The organism is Micromonospora sp. NPDC005979, from assembly GCF_040614415.1.
In the GTDB taxonomy this organism is placed as follows: Bacteria; Actinomycetota; Actinomycetes; order Mycobacteriales; family Micromonosporaceae; genus Micromonospora.
Genome location: NZ_JBEXUR010000011.1, coordinates 134,700 through 154,126, shown reverse-complemented (window position 1 = coordinate 154,126; position 19,427 = coordinate 134,700). Strand labels below are relative to the sequence as shown.

Sequence of the window (19,427 nt, the reverse complement as noted above, 5' to 3'; positions counted from 1 at the left end):
GCTGATCAAACAGCTCCTCGTTAGTCGAGCAGAGATCGCAGATAGTTCCAAATACTGTTCCACAAGCTGCAATCCATCGACGTTCTGCGGAGTCTGTGAGAGTGGGACCGACCCGGTCGGTGCCGTCACCGGCCGACCGACCCGGACGTCACGGCGAAGCCATCCATCGAACGGGGCGAGGAGGCGGGATGGTCCGACAGATGAGGCGGTGGCTCGCCGTGCTGGCGGGCACGCTGGCTGCGGCAGTGCTGGTGCTCGGCGTCGCCAACCCGGCGAGCGCGGCGCCCAAGCCTGCGCCCGCCGGTGTGGACGTCACCGGCGAAGGGCTCACCGAGCCTCTGCGGCTACGGTCTGAGACCCAGCCCGCGCACGTCCTCGCGGTCATCGACCAGGTCAACTTCTTCGGTCGCACCGGTATGCCGACCGGCCCCAAGGCGGCCGACCTCGGTCCGAAGTACACGGTTGTGGTGTTGGCCGGGGAGACCCCGAAGCAGACCTTCGACCTCTACCCCAAGGCGGCCGGCGGCCCGCGCGTCTATCGCCCGGCCAAACAGCCGGACGGTCGCCGAACCAACGCCGGCTGGTTCCTGGGCCGGCTCAGCATGTCCGAGACGCTGCGCACCGCCGGGGTGCCGCTGGAGCGGCAGTTCGACACGGTCAGTGGCGGCGTGGGCGGCGGCGAGCGGGTGCTGCCGGAGGACACGATGGATCCGGTGCGGGACATCGACGAAGCGCTCGGTGAGTTGCAGCGACTGCTGCTGCTCAACGTCGGGGTGATGCTGACCATCACGGTCGGCCTCGCCGGGATCGCCCTGCTGATCCGCCGCCGGACCCGCTGACACGACCGCCGGAAGACGCCGGTTCAGCGGGCCATAGCGCTCGGCCCTCGGGGGGTCAGCACCAGCGGCGTGGCGGGCGCTCCCGCCGAGTGCCCCGCTGACGTGGCCGGACCGGGCCGTGCCGGTGGGCGCCCGCCCATCCAGGAAGTTCACTGAGGCAACCAGCGGGGTCGCCCGACTCCGGCTCGCCCAGGGCCACCGGCTCGGCGGCCCGCTGGCGTGGGATCTCCTCCTCCGGCCGCCCGGCGGGCGCCTCGCTCGGGTGCGCCGCCGCCGGGCCGACCGGCCGGCGAGGCTTGCCGGCCAGCTGCGGGTCGTGGTGCCCCAGGCGGCAGGGCTCGCCCTGGGCGCAGCCGTGCTCGGCCTCCCCGTGCGCCATCCCCGGTCTCCTCACGCTCGCACTCACGCGCAGGTGCTGCCCCCGTACGTGCCCTGTCACCGTACTGGCCGGGACCGACGGCCTGTGCACGGCGTACCCCGGGGTCAGCGCTTCGGGCGACCGGGGAAGAGGGTCGCCCAGACCGGGAAGGCGACCAGCCAGATGAGGATCACGGTGGTCAGGCTGCGGATCCAGTTGCCCAGTTCACGGGTTCTTTCCGCATCGTTCACCCAGAGAATCGCCGCGCCGAGCAGGCCGCACGCGACGGCCCAGCCGAGGAGTGCCTTGGCCCACTCCCGCCACTCGTGCCGGGCGCGGGCCCAGCCGTGGCGGGGAGGGCGCACGGGCGGCGGGCCACCGGCGAACCGGTGGGCGAAGCGCTGGTCCGCCCACCGCACCATCGAATGCCCAAAGGCCACCGAGAAGCCGAGGTAGACGGCGGCGAGGCCGTGGCCGAAGTCGGCGGTGGCACCGCGCCGCAGGTCGATCACCGACGCGGCGAGCAGCGCCAGATCGACAAGGGGTACGCAGAGCAGCAGCACCGCACCGACCCGTGGCCGGCGCAGCGGATACCGGGCGATCAGCCCGGCACCGATCAGCACCCAGAACGCGATCTCACAAGCGATGATCACCGCGACCACCATGGCGGCCTCCCCCGTCGACGCCACCAGCGTCGCCTACCGGCAGGGCCCGGACCTCGACACCGGAGACGAGATCCGGGTCCTCCCTTCGATGGACCGACCGTCCGGCGTACCCCTTTCGGCGCATGTCGGAGCGACCGGGCTCCTCCCCCGGTCGGAGTCGGAGGGCCGCCGGTTGTGATGGGATCGGGGCATGCGACCGCCACCGTGGCTCGGCTCCGGTACGCCCGGCCGGGACCTCACGCTGGCCGGCGCGTCGCTGGCCGGTGGCCTGGTGCTCTACGGCCTGGGCATGCAGCCGCAGATCGTCCCGCACCCGGACGTGCCGCCCGCCCTGTTCCTGGGGCCCCTGCTGGCGGTGTGTGTGGCGGTCGGCCTGCGCCGGGTGGCGCCCCGCGCCAGTCTGGCGGTGGGCACCGTCGCGCTGGTGGTGGACACGGCTCTCGGTAACTCGCTGGGCACGGTGGTGGTCTACACACAGGTCCTCTACGACGCCTGCGTGTACGGTCCGCCCCGGCTCTGGCGGTGGCTGCTGGGGATCACCGTGACGCTGAGCGTGATCGGGGCGGCGGCCGGAGTACTCGGCTTCGGGCAGTGGCGCGGGGCCGCCGTCGGGGTGCCGGTGGTGCTGGCCGGGCTGCTGCCGGTGTTGACCGGGATCAGCGTGCGGCAGTACCGCGACCAGGCCGCCGCCGAGCGGACGCGGGCCGAGCAGACCGCCCGGCTGGTCGAGTTGGACCGTCGGCAGGCGGTCAGCGCCGAGCGGGCCCGGATGGCCCGGGAACTGCACGACGTGGTCGCCAACCACCTCAGCGCGGTGGCCATCCACGCCACCGCCGTGCTGTCCGTGCCGAGCCTGGAACGCGGCCAGGTGCAGTCCGCGTTGCGGGTGATCCGGGAGAGCAGCGTGCAGGGTCTGGCCGAGATGCGGCAGATGATCGAACTGCTGCGGGAGCCGGATGGTGGCGAACAGGGCGGGGTGGGCACGGAGGCGGTCACGGCGCGGCTCGCCGAGGCCGACGGGTTGATCGAGCGCATCCGCGCGGCCGGCCTCGCGGTGCGGTTCCGCACCGACGGCACGCCGGGTCCGCTGCCGGTGGGGGTGGATCTCGCCGCGTACCGGATCGTCCAGGAGTCGCTGACCAACGCCCTCAAGCACGGCACCGGCGAGGCGGAACTGACGATCGCGTACGGCCCGGCGGAGGTGGTGCTGACCGTGGAGAACCCGGTACGTCCGGAGGGGGCGGGGCTGACGGGCGCCGGGGCCGGGCTGATCGGGATGCGGGAGCGGGCGGCGCTGCTGGCCGGACGGTTCACCGCCGGGCCGCGGGACGGCCGCTGGCAGGTCCAGGCCGCGCTCCCCACCGGAGCGGGGCGGTGACCGTGCCGGTACGGGTGGTGCTCGCGGACGACCAGCCGGCGGTACGGGCGGGCCTGGTCCTGATCCTGGCCGGCTCGCCGGGCATCGAGGTCGTCGGCGAGGCGGCCGACGGCGACGAGGCGGTACGGCTGTGCCGGGAGGTACGCCCCGACGTGGCGGTGCTGGACGTGCGGATGCCACGCCTCGACGGCATCGCCGCGACCAGGGCGATCGTCGCCGACCGGCTCGCCGACGTGCTGGTGCTGACAACCTTCGACCGGGACGAGTACGTCTTCGGCGCGCTGCGCGCCGGCGCGGCCGGTTTCCTGCTCAAGGACACCGACGCCGCGGGGCTGGTCGCGGCGGTACGAACCGTGGCGCGCGGCGACGGCTTCATCGCCCCCGCGGTGACCCGCCGGTTGATCACCGCCTTCGCCGCCACCGCTCCGGGCGCGTCGACCGCCACCCGGGCCGCCCTGGACACGTTGACACCGCGCGAACGCGACGTGCTGGCCTGTCTCGGACTCGGCCTGTCCAATCAACAGATCGCCGACCGGCTGGTGCTGGCGGAGAGCACCACCAAGACCCACGTGAGTCGCATCCTGGCGAAGCTGGACCTGCGCAGCCGGGTGCAGGCCGCGATCCTGGCCCAGGAGCTGGGCCTGCCGACACCCCCGTAACTCCGGGCCGGAAGATCCACTAGGGACAACGCGGGGCGGCCCGGCTCTCGTACGCTGCGGGCCAGTGGTACCGATGATGGCTGTCCCGAACGGAGACGACATGCGACGGCTGTGGGGGACGACGGTCCTGATGGCGCTGACCGTGGGGGTGGGCGGCTGTGACGGCAGTCCCGCCGGGAAGTCGACCTCGACCTTCGCTCCCGCGTCGGGAGTGTGCCATGCCACCGCCTCGGACGATCGCAGCCCCGAGACGTACACGCCGATCCCCTGCTCCTCCAAGCACGAGGCGGAGACGTTCCTGGTGGGCGTCATCCGTGGCACGGATGGTGTCGCGTCGGCGCCTCCGGCAGCGGACACCGAGGCGATGTGGCGTCTCCACGATGCCTGCGACAGCGAGGCGGCCCGCTTCCTGGGCGGGGAGTGGCGCGAGTCACGAGTGGCGATGCGGACGCTGACCCCGTCGACGGCGCGTTGGCAGGCGGGCGAACGGTGGTACCGCTGTGACCTGGTGGAGATGCTCGCGCTGGACCGGTGGGTGCCGAACCCTCGGGCGAACAGCCTGCGGGCCGGTCTGACGGGTGACTCACCGCTGCGGCTGACGTGCTTCACCGCGCCCGAGGAGAACGCCGACGACCTGGTCGACCTGCCGCCGGCCTCCTGCACCGGACCGCACGGCACCGAGTTCGCCGGCATCTGGCCGGCCGGCCCGGAGGTGGAGGAGCTCACCGAGGAGGTCATGCAGGCGGGATGCCGATCGACGGTTGCCCGGTACGTCGGTGCGCCAGAGGCCGCCCTGAAGGGCCGGCTGGAGGTGTTGGCGTACGTCCTGGAGAGTGAGCCGGAATGGCTCGCGGGCCGACTCAGCGCCATCTGCTTCCTGCACAGCCCGAACCGGCAGCTCGACCGGTCCCTCAGGAATACCGGCCTGGCGGCCCGCTGACCGGTGCCGGCGTTCGTGGCCTGCTCACGACGTGTCAGGCTAGAGCGGTGAGCACGGCCGAGGGTGGGGAGCTGGCGGCCACGCTGCGCCGGATCGAGCGTTCGGCGGGAGCGTTGGCCACTGCCAGCGTGGCCCGGATGGACGAGACGCTGCCGTGGTTCCGGGCCCTGCCGGCCGACCAGCGCTCCTGGGTGATGCTGGTGGCCCAGGCGGGCGCCCGCTCGCTGGTGCAGTGGCTGCGCGAGGGCGGCGGCACGGCGGACAGCACGCAGGAGGTCTCCGACGACGTGTTCGACGCGGCGCCGCAGGCGCTGGCCCGGTCGATCACCCTCCAGCAGACCGTGGCGCTGATCAAGGTGACCATCGACGTCGTCGAGGAACAGGTGTCACAGCTCGCCGCCGAGGGCGAGGAGCAGTTGCTGCGCGAGGCGGTGCTCCGCTTCTCCCGGGAGATCGCGTTCGCCGCTGCCCGGGTGTACGCGCGGGCCGCCGAGTCGCGCGGCGCGTGGGACGCCCGGTTGCAGGCGCTGCTGGTCGACGCGCTGCTGCGGGGTGACTCGCCGGACGTCCTGGCGAGCCGGGCCGCCGCGCTGGGCTGGGCGGACGCACCGCCGGTCGCGGTGGCGGTCGGCCACTCCCCGGGCGGGGAGGTCTCCGCCGTGCTGCACGTGGTGTACCGGTTGGCGCGGCGGATCGGTGTCGAGGTCATCGGCGGGGTGCACGGCGACCGGTTGGTGATCGTGCTGGGTGGCGCGGCGGACCCGCTGAGCGCCACCGCGAAGCTGCTGGACGCGTTCGGTGACGGCCCGGTGGTGGTCGGTCCGGCCGTACCCAGTCTGGACGAGGCGACGGAGTCGGCGCGGTCGGCGCTGTCCGGCTTCCGGGCGGCGCCGGCCTGGCCGAGCGCCCCCCGGCCGGTCGCGGCCGCCGACCTGTTGCCGGAGCGGGCCCTCGCCGGGGACGCGGAGGCCCGCCGGCGGCTGCGTCACGACGTGTACGCGACGTTGGTCCGCGCCGGTGGCGAGTTGCTGGAGACCCTGGACGCGTTCCTGGCCGCCGGTGGCACGCTGGAGAGCGCGGCGCGGGCGCTGTTCGTCCACCCGAACACGGTGCGGTACCGGTTGCGCCGCATCGCCGAGGTGACCGGTTTCTCGCCGCTGTCGCCCCGGGACGCGTTCGCCCTCCAGGTGGCGTTGACTGTCGGTCGGCTGGACCCGGTGGTCCCGGCGGCCTCGGCGGTCCCGACCCAGACATTGACCCCGGCCGCCCGGAAATCCGCCCAAACCAGCGATGATCCCCGCCGATCTTTGTAAGAAACCTCCAAAGGTTCTAGTGCGGTTTGGTCGGCCCCGGCACAGCGCTACCCACGCGTATCCGGGAGAGTCATAGGCGTGCTCGCCGTACTTAGTCCCGGCCAGGGTTCCCAGAAACCCGGCTTTCTGACCCCCTGGCTCGACCTGACCGGCACCGAGGCGCGCTTGCGCTGGTGGTCCGCGCTGGCTGGCGTGGACCTGGTGCACCTGGGCACCGCCGCCGACGCGGACGAGATCAAGGACACCGCGCGTACCCAGCCGCTGCTCGTCGCGGCGGCGCTGCTCGCCGCCGAGCACCTGCCGCTGGACGGCGTGGCGCTCACCGCCGGGCACAGCGTCGGCGAGCTGGGGGCCGCGGCGGTGGCCGGGGTGCTGTCGGCCGAGGCCGCTCTCACCCTCGCCGGAATCCGTGGCCGCGAGATGGCCGCCGCCTGCGCGCTGGAGCCGACCGGAATGGCGGCCGTGCTCGGCGGCGATCCGGACGAGGTGCTGGCCGCGATCAGCGCCAACGGGCTGCACCCCGCCAACCGCAACGGCGCCGGCCAGATCGTCGCCGCCGGCTCGCTGGACGGGCTGGACGCGTTCGCCGCGGCGCCGCCCGCGAAGACCCGGGTCATCCGGCTCCAGGTGGCCGGGGCCTTCCACACCCCGTACATGGCCCCGGCCGAGACCGCGCTGGCCGCCGTCGCCGCCGGGATCGCCCCCGTCGACCCGGCACGGATCCTGCTGTCGAACCTCGACGGGACCGCCGTCACCGACGGGCACGAGCTGGTGCGACGCCTGGTCCGCCAGGTCACCGCGCCGGTGCGCTGGGACCTGTGCATGCGCGCCCTCGCCGAGCACGGTGTGACCGGCGTGATCGAGCTGCCCCCGGCCGGCACCCTCGCCGGCCTGGTCAAGCGGGAGCTCAGGGGCGAGGGCGCCCCGGAGATCGTCACCCTGAACACCCCCGACGACCTGCCGGCCGCCCGGGACCTGATCGCCCGCCACGGCACCGCGGGCCAACCGCTCGCCCCCATCGGAGGACACTCATGACCGGCAGTCGCATCGTCTCGATGGGGCACTACCAGCCATCCCGGGTGGTGACCAACGACGACATCGCCCAGCTCGTGGACACCAACGACGAGTGGATCCGCGACCGGGTGGGCATCGCCACCCGGCGGATCGCCGACAGCGAGACGGTGGCCGACATGGCCGCCGCGGCCGCCGGTAAGGCGCTGGCCAACTCCGGGCTCAGCGCCGCCGACATCGACCTGGTCGTGGTCGCTACCTGCTCCTCGATCGACCGGAGCCCCAACGTGGCCTGCCGGGTCGCCGGCAAGTTGGGCATCGCCGCACCGGGCGCGTTCGACGTCAACACCGCCTGCTCGGGCTTCGCGTACGCGCTGGGCACCGTCGACCACGCCATCCGGGCCGGCGCGTCGCGCAACGCGATCGTGATCGGCGCCGAGAAGCTGTCCGACTTCACCGACTGGACCGACCGCTCCACCTGCATCATCTTCGGCGACGGCGCCGGCGCCGCGGTGGTCACCGCCACCGCCGACGACGAGCCCGCCGGCATCGGCCCGGTGGTGTGGGGCTCGGCGCCGGAGAAGAGCGACGCGGTACGCATCGAGGGCTGGCGCCCGTACATCCAGCAGGAGGGCCAGTCGGTGTTCCGCTGGGCCACCACCGCCTTGGCGCCGCTGGCCCTGCAGGCGTGCGAGCGGGCCGGGGTCGACCCGTCGGAGCTGGCCGCGTTCGTGCCGCACCAGGCCAACGCCCGGATCATCGACGGCATCGCCAAGCGGCTCAACATCCCCGACGCGATCATCGCGAAGGACATCGTCGAGTCCGGCAACACCTCGGCGGCGAGCGTCCCCCTGGCCCTGTCGAAGCTCGTCGAGCGGCGGGAGGTGCCCTCGGGCGCCCCGGTCCTGCTGTTCGGTTTCGGCGGTGGCCTGACCTACGCCGGTCAGGTCGTTCGCTGCCCCTGAAGCCCCCTTGAGGCGCGTACGCGCTGAAGGAGCGGTGGCCGGCGACGCCGGCCGCCAGAGAACCCCCTATGAGAGGAACCAACCGCAATGACCCGTGACGAGATCACCACCGGCCTCGCCGAGATCCTCGAAGAGGTTGCCGGGGTGAACCCGGACGACGTGGCCGAGGGGAAGTCCTTCACCGACGACCTCGATGTCGACTCGCTCTCCATGGTGGAGGTCGTGGTGGCCGCCGAGGAGAAGTTCGGCGTCAAGATCCCGGACAACGAGGTGCAGAACCTCAAGACCGTCGGGGACGCCGTCAGCTTCATCGAGGCGCAGTCCTGATCATGAGTCGTCCTGACGTCGTCGTCACCGGGCTCGGCGCGACGACCCCGCTTGGCGGGGACGTCGCGTCGACCTGGGACGCCATGCTCGCCGGCCGCTCCGGGGTGAGTGCTCTCACCCAGGAGTGGGCCGCGCAACTGCCGGTGCGGATCGCCGCCCAGCTGGCCGTGGAGCCGTCCGAGGTGCTCGACCGGGTGAAGCTGCGCCGGCTCGACCGCTCCGAGGCGATCGCGCTCATCGCGGCGCAGCAGGCCTGGGCGGACGCCGGTCTGGTTGACGCCGGCATCGACGGGGAGCGCCTGGCGGTCAGCGTCGGTTCCGGCATCGGTGGCGCCACCACCCTGCTCGCCCAGGACGACATCCTGGAGGCGTCCGGGCCGCGGCGGGTGTCCCCGCACACGATCCCGATGTTGATGCCCAACGGTCCGGCCGCCTGGGTCGGGTTGGAGCTGGGCGCCAAGGCCGGCGTGCACACGGTGGCCAGCGCCTGCGCGACCGGCGCGGAGGCGATCGCGCTCGGTCTGGACATCATCCGCGCCGGCCGGGCCGACGTGGTGGTGGCCGGCGGCACCGAGGCGGTCATCCACCCGCTGCCGATCGCCGGCTTCAGCTCGATGCGGGCCATGTCGACCCGCAACGACGAGCCGGAACGTGCCTCCCGTCCGTGGGACACCGGCCGCGACGGCTTCGTCCTCGGCGAGGGCGCGGGCATCGTGGTGCTGGAGCGGGCCGACCACGCCGCGGCCCGGGGCGCCCGGGTGTACGCCCGCCTCGCCGGCGCCGGCATCACGTCCGACGCGTACGACATCGTGCAGCCGCACGCCGAGGGTGAGGGCGCCATCCGGGCCATCGCCAAGGCGATCGCGGACGCGGACATCGCCAAGCAGGACATCGTGCACGTCAACGCGCACGCCACGTCGACCCCGGTCGGCGACATGCTGGAGATCGGCGCGCTGCACAAGGCGCTCGGCGACCACCCGGTGCTGGCCGCGACGAAGTCGATGACCGGTCACCTGCTGGGCGCGGCCGGAGCGTTGGAGTCGATCGCCACGATCCTGGCGATCCGCGACAGCGTCGTACCCCCGACGATCAACCTGGACGACCCGGAGCCCGGGCTCAGCCTGGAGGTCGCCGCGCACAAGCCACGCCACATGGACATCCCCGCCGCGCTGAACAACGCGTTCGGCTTCGGCGGTCACAACGTGGCGCTGGTGTTCGCACGGCCGTGAGACAGCGGCGGTGAGACAGCGGCCGTGAGCTGGCCGTTCCGAAAGGGTCCCCTCTCCCGAGGGGGCCCTTTCGCGTTCAGCGTCGGTTGCGGGGGTGTTGCCGGGCGGTGCGCTCGTTGCCGTGGCGGTAGTTGCCGGTCCAGCGGGCCATCACCAGTTGCGGGTCGTCGTCCACCTCGGCGAGGAACTCCGCCGCGCGGGCGCCCCGCAGCGTGCCCGCCACCCGGCCGTGATGGGTGATCACCACCGTGCCGTCGGCCCGCTGGTCGTACCGGAAGCCCTGCGCCTGACCCATGGGCGACACGCTGCCAGGGTGGCCCTGCGGGCGCGACCGGATTCCCGGGCCATGGCCTCTTGCATAGACCATGAATATAAAAGCGCTATGCTTTTGGCGTGAGTCGTCCAGACACTCCTCCTGGCACGTCCGCAGCCATCGGGGCGGCCCTCTACGGCCTGGCCACCAGGGCCGCGAGACGCCTGCCCCGGGACATGAGCCTGACGTCTGCCGCCACCCTGGCGACCCTGGACCGGACGGGTCCGCGGCGCATCACCGACCTGGCCGCGGTCGAGGGCGTCACCCAGCCCGCGATGACCACCCTGGTCCGGGTGATGGAGGAATCCGGCCTGGTCGAGCGGCGGGGTGACCCGTCCGACAAGCGGGTCACGCTGGTGTGCCTGACCGAGGCCGGCGCCTCCTACGTCCGGACGCGACGCCAGGCGGGGATCCACGCGTTCGAGCGGTTGATCGGCCGGCTCACCGGCGACGAGGTCGACGCGCTGGTGGCGGCCCTGCCGGCGCTGGAGCATCTGGCGGAGCTCGAAGGTCAGCACCGCGAAGGGCCGAAGCGGTGACCGGGCAACCGGTCGGCGGGGGCGCGCTGGAGGCGTTCCCGGTGCCCCGCTCCGAGACGCGGCTGCTGGTCCCCGCCCTGATGTTCATCGCGCTGGTCGTGGCGGCGGTCGCCAGTCTCGGGACGCCGCTCATCACCAGCGTGGCGACCTCGTTCCACGTCTCGCTCGGCAGCGCGCAGTGGACGCTGACCGTCGCATTGCTCAGCGGTGCCGTCGCCACGCCGGTCCTGGGTCGGCTCGGAGCCGGTCCACACCGGCGGGCCACGATCCTCGCCACGTTGGCCGTCGTCGTCGCCGGCAGCGCGCTCACCGTGCTGCCACTGCCGTTCGCGTGGCTACTGACCGGCAGGGCGGCCCAGGGGGTCGGGCTCGGGCTCACCGCGCTGATGATGGGCGTGGCCCGGGACCACCTCCCCGAGGAGCGCAGCGCGGCCGTGATCGCTCTGATCTCGGTGGTCTCGATCATCGGCGCCGGCGTCGGCTACCCGTTGGCCGCACTGCTCGCCGAGTTCGGCGGAGTACGGGCCGCCTACGGTCTCGGCCTGGTCGTCACCGCCGCCGCTCTCCTGACCGCGTGGCGCGCCATGCCCGAAGCTCCCGAAGGCCGATCCGCCCACGTGGACGTGAAAGGCGCGGTCGTCCTGAGCGCTGCGCTGCTCCTGGTGCTGTTCCTCGCCGGTGAGCGGAATCTGTGGAGCGGGCACCTCGCCGTGGCGGCGGGCCTCGCCGTCGTCGCGGTGGTGCTGCTCTGCGTCTGGGCCGTCATCGAGCTGCGCAGCCCGACACCCCTGATCGATGTGCGGGCGGTACGGCACCCGGCGGTCGCGGGAGCGAACCTCGCCATGTTCGTCGCCGGGATCGGCATGTACCTCCTGCTCACGCTCATCACCCGGTACGCGCAGACGCCGCCCGGCGTCGGCTACGGCTTCGGGCTGACGACCTTCGTCGCCGGGCTGGTCCTCATCCCGTTCTCCGTGCTGGGGTTCGTCGCCGGCAAGCTCACACCGCGGATCCGCACGCGGATCGCCGACCCGCTGCTCCTGGCCGGCAGCGCCATCGTGGTCGGCGTCGGGTTCGCCCTGTTCGCGGCGGCCCGGTCGGACCTGGTCGAACTGTTCGCGGCGATGGGCGTGCTCGGCTTCGGCGTCGGCGGCTTCTCCGCCGCGATGCCCGGCGTCATCCTGGCTGTCACTCCGAGGAGCGAGACGTCGAGCGCGATGAGCTTCAACTACGTCGTCCGCAGCGTCGGGTATTCGCTGGGCAGCGCTGTCGGCGGCCTGGTCCTGGCCGCGGGCACTCGCCCCGGTCACCTCTTTCCCGACGACCGCGCCTACACCACGGCGGCGCTGGTCGGGATCGGCGCCATGGCGATCGCGACGCTGACGAGCCTCGCTCTCGCTCGACGACGATCGTCCGCGACCAACAGGTGAGTCGGACGCACTCTCTGAACACAGGAGGTTCCATGCCCAAGGGCTACTGGGTCAGCGCCTACCGCACCATTTCCGACCCCGAGAAGCTGGCCGCCTACAACGAGCTGGCCGGTCCCGCTGTCCGGGCCGCTGGCGGTCGGACCCTCGTCCGGGGCGGTCGGATCGTGGCGCACGGCGCCGGGATCGCCGAGCGCACGGTCCTGGTCGAGTTCGACAGCTTCGAGCAGGCCGTCGCGGCGCACGAGAGTGCGGCCTACCAGGAGGCGCTGGCCGCACTCTCCGACGGCGTCGAGCGCGACTTCCGCATCGTCGAGGGCGTCGACTGACCGGGGCGCGGTCGGATCTCCCGCCGGTGCCGTCAGCTCTTGCAGGTGGTGGCCGGCAGGCCGGGCACCACCACCGGTGACCGGCCACCCGGGCGGGCCTTGCCGGCCAGTACGGCGGCGAGCGCGGTCATCGACGCCCGGCTGGAGGAGTACGTCGCCAGCAGCGTCGGCGACTTGGCCTTGGCCAGCACGTACGGCGTGTCCATGGCGACGGTGACGGCCGCGCTCGCGCTCAGGTCCTTCTCCCCGTCGCCGTAGCCGACCAGGTGCACCACCGTCCCGCCGCTCGGCTTCACCGTCACGCCGGCCGCGGTCAGCGCGGCGGTGAGCGCCGCCCGGGTGCCGTCCCGACCGGCGGAGGAGGTGACGGTGACGGGGGCGTGCACCGCGCCGCCGCAGGCACCGCGCAGCACGGTGACCGCTCCGGCGGCCAGCGCGTCGGCCGCCGCCCGGTGCGCCGGGGTGTTGAGCGTGGACATCGGCTCGGCGGGGCCCGCCGCCAGCCGGAACTTCATGGTCAGGATCCGGGTCACCGCGTCGACGAGGCGGGCCCGGGGCAGTGACCCGCCGCGCAGGGCGGCGAGCAGCCCGTCGTACGCCTGACCGACGTTCGGAGTCATGAGGATCAGGTCGTTGCCGGCGTTCAGCGCGCGGACGGCGGCCTCGCCGGGCGCCCACCGCTTCGCCGGTGGCATGTTCATCCCGTCGGTGATCACCACGCCCTTGAAACCGAGCTGACCGCGCAGCACGTCGGTGAGCAGCTTGTGGGAGAAGGTCGCCGGGGTGCCGGGGTCGATGGCCTGCGCGTCCAGGTGGCCGGACATCACGGCCATCGCGCCCGCGTCGAACCCGGCGCTGAACGGCGGCCACGCCCCGCTCTGCAGCGTCGCCGCGGACTGGGTGAGCACCGGCAGGTCCTTGTGCGAGTCGTCGGCGCTGTGGCCGTGCCCCGGGAAGTGCTTCAGGGTGGCCGCGACGCCGCTGGCCTGTAGACCACGGACCGCGCCGCCGACCTGCGCGGCGGCGATCTTCGGGTCAGCGCCGAACGACCGGGAGCCGATCACCGTGCTGCGGGTGGCCAGCACGTCGGCCACCGGAGCGAAGTCGATGTTGATGCCCATGGCGGCGAGTTCGGCGCCGGCGGCCCGCCAGGCGGCCTCGGTCAGCTTCGGGTCACCGGCCGCGCCCGCCGCGAGGGCGCTGGGCAGGATGGTGACGCCGTCGGTGACGCGGGTGACCACGCCGTACTCCTGGTCGGTGCCGATCAGGAAGGGCGCCGGGCCGGCCGCCAGCCGTCCGGCGGCCCCGCGCAGCCCGGTGGTCAGGTCGTGGACCTGCTTCGGGTTGTCGACGTTCGTGGTCTCCTGGTTGCCCTTGGTGGGGTCGTCGGCGCTGAAGCCGACCAGGATGAGCCCGCCGAGGCGGTACTTGGCGATCATCTCGGCGGGGGTGTCGACGCCGGCGAGCGCCTGGTTGCCGGCCGCCGAGCCGGTGGAGACCTTGGTGGCCGAATCGCCGTACGCGTACGGCATCAGCACCTGCCCGACCAGGTCCTCGTCGGAGAGCGTCGCGACCAGCGCGGCGGCCCGCGCGGCCGGGTCGTCGGTCGGCGGCGAGGCGGGTGCGCTCGGGGCCGCCGACGCGCCGGTCGGGCCGGGCGTCGGGTCGGGACGATCCGGGGTACCCGAGCAGCCGGAGACGATCAGGGCGGTCAGGGCGGCGACGGCGACACCGGCGTGTCGCGAGCGAATCGGCACGCCGACCATCCCACCAGTTCCCCCTTATCGGGGCAACTTGACCTTACCGGTCGCCACCGTCAGGGTGACGCGACACCCAGGTCGGCAGCGCGGAAGGCCCCGCCGTCAGCCGACCCGGGTGAGCAACGTCACCGGAGCGCCGTCGCCGGCGTACCGGTAGGGCTCCAGGTCAGCGTCCCATGCGGTGCCGAGCGCCTTGTCGAGGGCGTGCGAGAGCGCCTCCGGGGCCCGGGCGGAGGCCATCAGGGCCCGCAGCCGGTCCTCGCCGAGCTGGATGTCACCGGCCGCCCCGACGGTGGCCCGGAACAGGCCACGGGCGGGCACGTACATGAAGCGCTCACCGTCGACGCCGGGACTCGGCTCCTCGGTGACCTCGAAACGGATCATGGGCCACTGCCGGAGGGCAGCAGCCAGCTCGGCGCCCGTCCCCGGACGGCCGGTCCACCCGCACTCGGCCCGGCGGGCGCCGGGGTCGACGGGCTGAGCCGTCCACTGCAGGTTGACCGGCGCGGCTAGGACGCGCGCGATCGCCCACTCGACGTGCGAGCACACGGCGAGCGGGGTCGAGTGGACGTATACGACGCCACGCGTTGGCACGGTGACCTCCCGGAGAGCGAGGTGCGTCTTCCCCTACGACCTCGTCCACCCGAGTGGTTGCTGCAACACATGATGACTGCTGTGACGGATGGTGCGCCAGGGAATCGGAAAAAACGCCTCCCGGAATAGCCGGACGGGTGGTCTCCGTTGCCTCTCAGGACACCGCGACGACCAGCCTGATGTCGTGGTCATGTACAGTTCCATCGGCGGCTTCTGCCGCGTTCCACCTCTGCGGGTCGACGCAGTGTCACCCGCACACAGCCCCCGGACGTCCAGTCCTCCCGTACGTCTTGCAAGGAGTACCTCCGTGGCGAGCAACACCTCTAAGACCGCGCGCGCGTCCGTCCGGGCCGGCCAGGCTGGCCAGGGTGGCGCCCTCAGCGTGCTGGGCGAGTTCAAGTACCTCATCCCGCTCAACGGCGGCAAGCACGCCTACGTGCGTAACCTGACCAACGGCAAGACCGCGCACCTGCGTACCGACTCCGACGCCTTCGTCGAGGAGATCCGGGCGCTGGCCGCCGCCGGCCACGCCGCCAAGATCCGGGCGGAGATCAACAACCTGGCCACCGTTCACCCGAACGACGGCTGGGAGGCCACCGAGAAGCGTCTGGTCGCGGCCGGCGTCTTCGAGGGCTGAGCCCTCCCCCACCGCACCATCGACCGTCCGCCGGGAGTTCCCGGCGGGCGGTCGTTCGTTTGTCAGGACGCTTCGAGCAACGCGACCTCGCCGGTGCTCAGGTCGTAGAGGCCGCCCACCACAGCCACCCGGCCGGCGGCCACCGGCCCGGCCAACAGGTCGTCGACCCGCAGCGCGTCCACGGTGCGCCGGACGTGTCGGCGGACCGTGAGAGCGAGCACCGCCGGATCGTCCAGCCCCACCTCGACTACCGCCGGGGCGATCTCGTCGACCAGGTGGGCCAGCGACCCACCGGGGCGCTCGCCCGTGCGCAGGGCGTCCACGGTCGCGCCAACCGCACCGCACCGCTCGTGCCCGAGCACCATGACCAGCGGCACGCCGAGCTGGCCCACCACGTACTCGATGGAGCCGCACACCGCGCGGTCGAGCACGTGCCCGCCGGTGCGGATCACGCAGATCGCCCCGAAGGTCTGGTCGAAGATCGCCTCCAGCGGCACCCGCGAGTCGATGCAGCCGAGGACCACCGCGTACGGCTGCTGGTCTCCGGAGGCGGCCGCCGCGGCGGCGGTGACGTCGTGCCCGTGGATCGGCTGGCCGCTGACGAACCTCCGGTTGCCACCGAGCAGGTCGGCCAACGCGGCCCGGGGCGTGCCGCCGGCCTGCCGTCCCCGCCCCCCGGACCCGCCCGCCGGCGGAACCGGCGTCGCCCGCGCCGACTCCATGCCGTTCAGCTTGGCCCGCCGGCACACGGCCGTGGGCGGGTCCGGGAATGTTCGCTCGACCGCGATTGGCGTGGCGTCCGACGGGTAGCCGGTGTTACCGCCGGGTATCGGAGGTACGGCTGATGCCTGGGTGGCCCTGGGAGGTGGCGATGCCGGAGCGATTCGAAGTCGGTATGCCCGACGGCGTACGGCTGCACGTCGAGACCACCGGTCCCGTGGACGCCCCGGTGACGGCGGTCCTCCTGCACGGCTGGACGCTGGACGGGCGCAGCTGGCACCGGCAGCTCGACGCGCTCACGTCGTCCTTCGGCGACTCGGTGCGGGTGGTCACCTACGACGCGCGGGGTCACGGCCGGTCGAGCTGCATGGCGCTGCCCACGGCCACCCTGGCCCAGCTCGGGGACGACCTGGCCGCCGTCCTCGACGCGGTCGCGCCGAGCGGTCGGGTGGTCCTGGTCGGGCACTCGATGGGCGGAATGACGATCATGGAGTACGCGCACCGCCACCGGGAGCACTTCGCCGCGCGTACGGCCGGCCTGGTCTTCGTCTCGACCACCGCCGAGGGGCACACGCACACCGTGTACGGGCTCTCGCCACGCATCGCCCGGCTGATCCGGCTCGCCGAGACGACTGGCGCCGGCGTACTGGCCCGCTGCGGCTCGTGGCGAGCGCCCCGGGCGCTGCTCAACGCGCTACAGCCGAGCATCCGGTGGATGCTCTTCGGCGACCGCTGCGACCCTGGCGACATCCGCCTGGTCACATCGGCGGTGGCCCGCGCCTCGCTGCGCTCGATCGGCGGTTTCCGCGCCTCGATCGGCGCTCAGCACCGTCTGGACACCCTCGCCGCCCTGGCGCACCTGCCGGCCGCCGCCCTGGTCGGTGACCGGGACCGACTGACCCCGCCGCCGTGCGCCGAGTCGATCGCCGCCGTCCTGCCGGCCACCGAGCTGACCGTCTGCCCGGGCGCCGGCCACATGCTGATGATGGAGCGTCCGATTGAGGTGAACGCGGCCCTGACCGGCGTCCTGGGCCGGGTGCTCGCCGCGCCGCCGCACGGGCCCGGCCCGAGCGCCGCGCCGCCGCCGCGCGGTCAGGTCGTGGGCGCCGTCGCGGCGGGTCGCTGAGCACGTTCGCGCACCTCGGGCGCGGCGGGTCGGGTCGGGGGCCGTACCCTTCTGCGGTTGGCCCGCGCGGTTCGCGCCGTTTGCCGGCGACATCGAAGGAGCGTGCGTTGACCGACCAGACCGCCCTGGAGCAGGAGATCGCCGTCGAGCAACGGCACCTCGACCGGGTGTACGCCCGACTGGCCGAGCTGCGGCAGTCGGCGGTGCGCGCCGAGCGGGACGGCTACCGGATGGCGCGGGTGGGCACGTTCGGCGCGCTCGTCGAACGTGACGCGATGGTCTTTCACGCGGCACAGCGGCGGCACACCCTCGACGCCGAACACGAGGGGCTGGTCTTCGGCCGCCTGGACCTGCGCGACCGGCAGGTACTGCACGTCGGACGGCTCGGCATCCGGGACGAGGACGCCAGCACCCTCGTCGTCGACTGGCGGGCGCCGGCAGCGTCGGCGTTCTACCAGGCCACCCCCGCGCAGCCGCTGGGCGTCGTACGTCGCCGCACCATCCAGTCCCAGCGGGAGCGGGTCACCCGCATCGAGGACGACCTGCTCGATCCGGAGGCCGCCCCGGAGGGGATGACGGTCGTCGGTGACGGCGCGCTGCTGGCCACCCTCTCCCGGGCCACCGGTCGGGGCATGCGCGACATCGTGGCGACGATCCAGCGGGAGCAGGACGAGGCGATCAGGTCGCCCGGCTCCGGGGTGACGATCGTCGCGGGCGGTCCGGGCACCGGCAAGACGGCGGTCGCCCTGCACCGGGCGGCCTTCCTGCTCTACTCCGACCGCAGCCGGTACGCCGGTGGCGGCATCCTGGTGGTCGGGCCGTCGACCGTCTTCGTCGAGTACATCGCCTCGGTGCTGCCGTCGCTCGGTGAGGACACCGCGACTTTGCACTCGCTGGGCACCCTGTTCCCCGGGATGACGGCCACCCGAACCGATCCGCCCGAGGTGGCGGCGGTGAAGGGCTCGCTGCGCATGCGCCGGGTGCTGGAACGGGCGGCCCGCGACGCGGCGCCGGGGGCTCCTGGCGAGCTGCGGCTGCTCTACCGGGGAGGGCTGCTGCGGTTGGACCGCCGCGAGCTGGACGCGATCCGGGACCGCGCGCTGCACCGTGGCGCCCGGCGCAACGAGGTTCGCCGCGCCGGCTTCGACGGTGTCTTCGCCGCGCTGTGGGCGCAGGCCCGGCGCGTGAACATCGGCCGGCTGCCCGAGCAGCGGGCCTTCGAGGACGAGATCGCGGAGCGGCCGGAGTTCCGGGAGTTCCTCAAGGCCTGGTGGCCGCGCCTGCACCCCCGGCACGTACTCGGCTGGCTGGCTCGACCGGATCGGCTGCGCCGGTACGCCGGCGGGATCCTCTCCGGCGCGGAGATCCGGCTGCTCGGCACGGCGTACCAGAGTCTGGATTCCGAGGGCCTGACCATCGCGGACGTGGCGCTGCTCGACGAGCTGGACGCGCTGCTCGGCAAGCCGGTGAAACCGGCGCGGGCCCGGCGCGACCCGTTCCAGCTCGCGGGCGGCGTTCGTGAGCTGAGCACCGCGGCCGACCGGCAGCGGGCCGCCCGCGCGGCGGCCCGGGAGCGGCCGGAGGACTACCGGGAGTACGCGCACGTGGTGGTCGACGAGGCGCAGGACGTCTCGCCGATGCAGTGGCGGATGATCGGTCGGCGTGGGCGGCTGGCCTCGTGGACGGTGGTGGGCGACCCGGCGCAGACCGCCTGGACCGGTGACCCCGAGGAGCTGACCCGCTCCCGCGACCAGGCGCTGGGCCGGCGCAAACGGCACGAGTTCACGCTCACCACCAACTACCGCAACTCGGCGGAGATCTTCGCGGTGGCGGCGGCGGAGATCCGCCGGCTCTACCCGGACCTGCCCCTGCCGAGGGCCGTCCGCTCCACCGGCGTCGACCCGGTCGAGCTGGTGGTGCCGCCCGCCGGGCTCCAGGCCGCCGCCGTGCAGGCGGCCACCGGCCTGCTGGGCGAGGTCGACGGCACGGTCGGGGTGATCACGCCGGTCACCCGCCGCGACGAGGTCGCCGGTTGGCTCGACGCGCTCGGCGCGACGCGCTTGCAGGTGGTGACCAGCCTGGAGGCCAAGGGCATGGAGTACGACGGAGTCGTGCTGGTCGCCCCCAGCGAGATCCGGGCCGATCCGGGCTCCGGCGTACGCACGCTCTACGTGGCGCTCTCCCGCGCCACCCAGCGGCTCACCACCGTCGACCCGACCGGCTGACCGTCGCGTTGGCATCGCCCGTGGGCGGCCCGCGCCCTACACTTGCACACATAGCGATGTGAGCATACATTTG

At 73.3% G+C, this 19,427-nt stretch carries 22 protein-coding genes; 16 read left to right on the top strand and 6 right to left on the bottom strand.

Features of this window, described 5'->3' with window-relative positions:
• Positions 1–188 precede the first annotated feature (188 nt).
• The gene (locus ABZ272_RS19820; protein ID WP_355051408.1) at positions 189–839 is read left to right on the top strand and encodes a hypothetical protein; all 651 of its coding nucleotides are present in this window, start codon (positions 189–191) and stop codon (positions 837–839) included.
• 55 nt (positions 840–894) lie between these two features.
• Here the strand turns inward: ABZ272_RS19820 and ABZ272_RS19815 are convergent, their stop codons facing one another.
• Together ABZ272_RS19815 and ABZ272_RS19810 are read right to left on the bottom strand one after the other, a co-directional pair.
• The gene (locus tag ABZ272_RS19815) at positions 895–1,218 is read right to left on the bottom strand and encodes a hypothetical protein (protein WP_355051407.1); all 324 of its coding nucleotides are present in this window, start codon (positions 1,216–1,218) and stop codon (positions 895–897) included.
• 104 nt (positions 1,219–1,322) lie between these two features.
• Positions 1,323–1,862 (bottom strand): hypothetical protein, encoded by a 540-nt coding sequence (locus ABZ272_RS19810; RefSeq protein ID WP_355051406.1) that lies wholly within the window; start codon positions 1,860–1,862, stop codon positions 1,323–1,325.
• On the opposite strand from ABZ272_RS19810, the gene ABZ272_RS19805 reads away from it, so the two are divergent.
• The 9 genes from ABZ272_RS19805 to fabF all read left to right on the top strand — a co-directional run bounded on the left by ABZ272_RS19805 (position 1,861) and on the right by fabF (position 9,684).
• Complete coding sequence (locus ABZ272_RS19805; protein WP_355051405.1) at positions 1,861–2,040, top strand: hypothetical protein; 180 nt, start codon at positions 1,861–1,863, stop codon at positions 2,038–2,040. The two genes, ABZ272_RS19810 and ABZ272_RS19805, sit on opposite strands and share 2 nt — an antisense overlap.
• Before the next feature lie 12 nt (positions 2,041–2,052).
• The gene (locus ABZ272_RS19800; RefSeq protein WP_355051404.1) at positions 2,053–3,240 is read left to right on the top strand and encodes a histidine kinase; all 1,188 of its coding nucleotides are present in this window, start codon (positions 2,053–2,055) and stop codon (positions 3,238–3,240) included.
• A 2-nt stretch (positions 3,241–3,242) separates the two neighbouring features.
• Positions 3,243–3,899 (top strand): response regulator transcription factor, encoded by a 657-nt coding sequence (locus ABZ272_RS19795; protein WP_355051497.1) that lies wholly within the window; start codon positions 3,243–3,245, stop codon positions 3,897–3,899.
• Positions 3,900–3,999: 100 nt separating this feature from the next.
• Positions 4,000–4,839, top strand: a complete 840-nt coding sequence (locus ABZ272_RS19790; RefSeq protein WP_355051403.1) for a septum formation family protein — start codon at positions 4,000–4,002, stop codon at positions 4,837–4,839.
• On the top strand, positions 4,836–6,152 hold the full coding sequence (locus ABZ272_RS19785; protein ID WP_355051496.1) for a helix-turn-helix domain-containing protein: 1,317 nt from the start codon (positions 4,836–4,838) through the stop codon (positions 6,150–6,152). The genes ABZ272_RS19790 and ABZ272_RS19785 overlap by 4 nt, the downstream gene beginning before the upstream one ends.
• Positions 6,153–6,230: 78 nt before the next feature.
• On the top strand, positions 6,231–7,187 hold the full coding sequence (locus ABZ272_RS19780; protein ID WP_355051402.1) for an ACP S-malonyltransferase: 957 nt from the start codon (positions 6,231–6,233) through the stop codon (positions 7,185–7,187).
• The gene (locus ABZ272_RS19775; RefSeq protein ID WP_355051401.1) at positions 7,184–8,128 is read left to right on the top strand and encodes a beta-ketoacyl-ACP synthase III; all 945 of its coding nucleotides are present in this window, start codon (positions 7,184–7,186) and stop codon (positions 8,126–8,128) included. The genes ABZ272_RS19780 and ABZ272_RS19775 overlap by 4 nt, the downstream gene beginning before the upstream one ends.
• An 87-nt stretch (positions 8,129–8,215) precedes the next feature.
• Positions 8,216–8,455 (top strand): acyl carrier protein, encoded by a 240-nt coding sequence (locus ABZ272_RS19770; RefSeq protein ID WP_007463517.1) that lies wholly within the window; start codon positions 8,216–8,218, stop codon positions 8,453–8,455.
• Positions 8,456–8,457: 2 nt separating this feature from the next.
• Positions 8,458–9,684 (top strand): beta-ketoacyl-ACP synthase II, encoded by a 1,227-nt coding sequence (gene fabF / locus ABZ272_RS19765; protein WP_355051400.1) that lies wholly within the window; start codon positions 8,458–8,460, stop codon positions 9,682–9,684.
• A gap of 76 nt (positions 9,685–9,760) precedes the next feature.
• On the opposite strand, the gene ABZ272_RS19760 is transcribed toward fabF, so the two are convergent.
• The gene (locus tag ABZ272_RS19760; protein WP_355051399.1) at positions 9,761–9,979 is read right to left on the bottom strand and encodes a hypothetical protein; all 219 of its coding nucleotides are present in this window, start codon (positions 9,977–9,979) and stop codon (positions 9,761–9,763) included.
• A gap of 98 nt (positions 9,980–10,077) precedes the next feature.
• Here ABZ272_RS19760 and ABZ272_RS19755 point away from each other — a divergent pair, with 98 nt between their 5' ends.
• Genes ABZ272_RS19755 through ABZ272_RS19745 form a run of 3 tightly spaced genes read left to right on the top strand, consistent with a single transcriptional unit; the run spans position 10,078 to position 12,292 of the window.
• Positions 10,078–10,536 (top strand): MarR family transcriptional regulator, encoded by a 459-nt coding sequence (locus tag ABZ272_RS19755; protein WP_355051398.1) that lies wholly within the window; start codon positions 10,078–10,080, stop codon positions 10,534–10,536.
• Positions 10,533–11,966 carry an MFS transporter gene (locus ABZ272_RS19750; RefSeq protein ID WP_355051397.1) on the top strand — a complete coding sequence of 478 codons (1,434 nt, stop codon included), beginning with the start codon at positions 10,533–10,535 and terminating at the stop codon, positions 11,964–11,966. The genes ABZ272_RS19755 and ABZ272_RS19750 overlap by 4 nt, the downstream gene beginning before the upstream one ends.
• Positions 11,967–11,998: 32 nt before the next feature.
• Positions 11,999–12,292, top strand: a complete 294-nt coding sequence (locus tag ABZ272_RS19745) for a DUF1330 domain-containing protein (protein ID WP_355051396.1) — start codon at positions 11,999–12,001, stop codon at positions 12,290–12,292.
• A gap of 32 nt (positions 12,293–12,324) precedes the next feature.
• Here the strand turns inward: ABZ272_RS19745 and ABZ272_RS19740 are convergent, their stop codons facing one another.
• Positions 12,325–14,058 (bottom strand): glycoside hydrolase family 3 N-terminal domain-containing protein, encoded by a 1,734-nt coding sequence (locus tag ABZ272_RS19740; RefSeq protein ID WP_355051395.1) that lies wholly within the window; start codon positions 14,056–14,058, stop codon positions 12,325–12,327.
• A 96-nt stretch (positions 14,059–14,154) separates the two neighbouring features.
• Positions 14,155–14,646: a DUF3145 domain-containing protein gene (locus ABZ272_RS19735; RefSeq protein ID WP_355051394.1), complete on the bottom strand. Its 492-nt coding sequence runs from the start codon at positions 14,644–14,646 to the stop codon at positions 14,155–14,157.
• A gap of 307 nt (positions 14,647–14,953) precedes the next feature.
• On the opposite strand from ABZ272_RS19735, the gene ABZ272_RS19730 reads away from it, so the two are divergent.
• Entirely contained in the window at positions 14,954–15,283 is a 330-nt protein-coding gene (locus ABZ272_RS19730) for a hypothetical protein (RefSeq protein ID WP_355051393.1), read from the top strand.
• 62 nt (positions 15,284–15,345) lie between these two features.
• On the opposite strand, the gene ABZ272_RS19725 is transcribed toward ABZ272_RS19730, so the two are convergent.
• The gene (locus ABZ272_RS19725) at positions 15,346–16,005 is read right to left on the bottom strand and encodes a carbonic anhydrase (RefSeq protein ID WP_355051392.1); all 660 of its coding nucleotides are present in this window, start codon (positions 16,003–16,005) and stop codon (positions 15,346–15,348) included.
• Between the two features lie 149 nt (positions 16,006–16,154).
• On the opposite strand from ABZ272_RS19725, the gene ABZ272_RS19720 reads away from it, so the two are divergent.
• Together ABZ272_RS19720 and ABZ272_RS19715 are read left to right on the top strand one after the other, a co-directional pair.
• Complete coding sequence (locus tag ABZ272_RS19720) at positions 16,155–17,129, top strand: alpha/beta hydrolase (protein WP_355051391.1); 975 nt, start codon at positions 16,155–16,157, stop codon at positions 17,127–17,129.
• A gap of 107 nt (positions 17,130–17,236) precedes the next feature.
• Complete coding sequence (locus tag ABZ272_RS19715; RefSeq protein ID WP_355051390.1) at positions 17,237–19,354, top strand: AAA family ATPase; 2,118 nt, start codon at positions 17,237–17,239, stop codon at positions 19,352–19,354.
• The last annotated feature ends 73 nt before the right edge of the window (positions 19,355–19,427 follow it).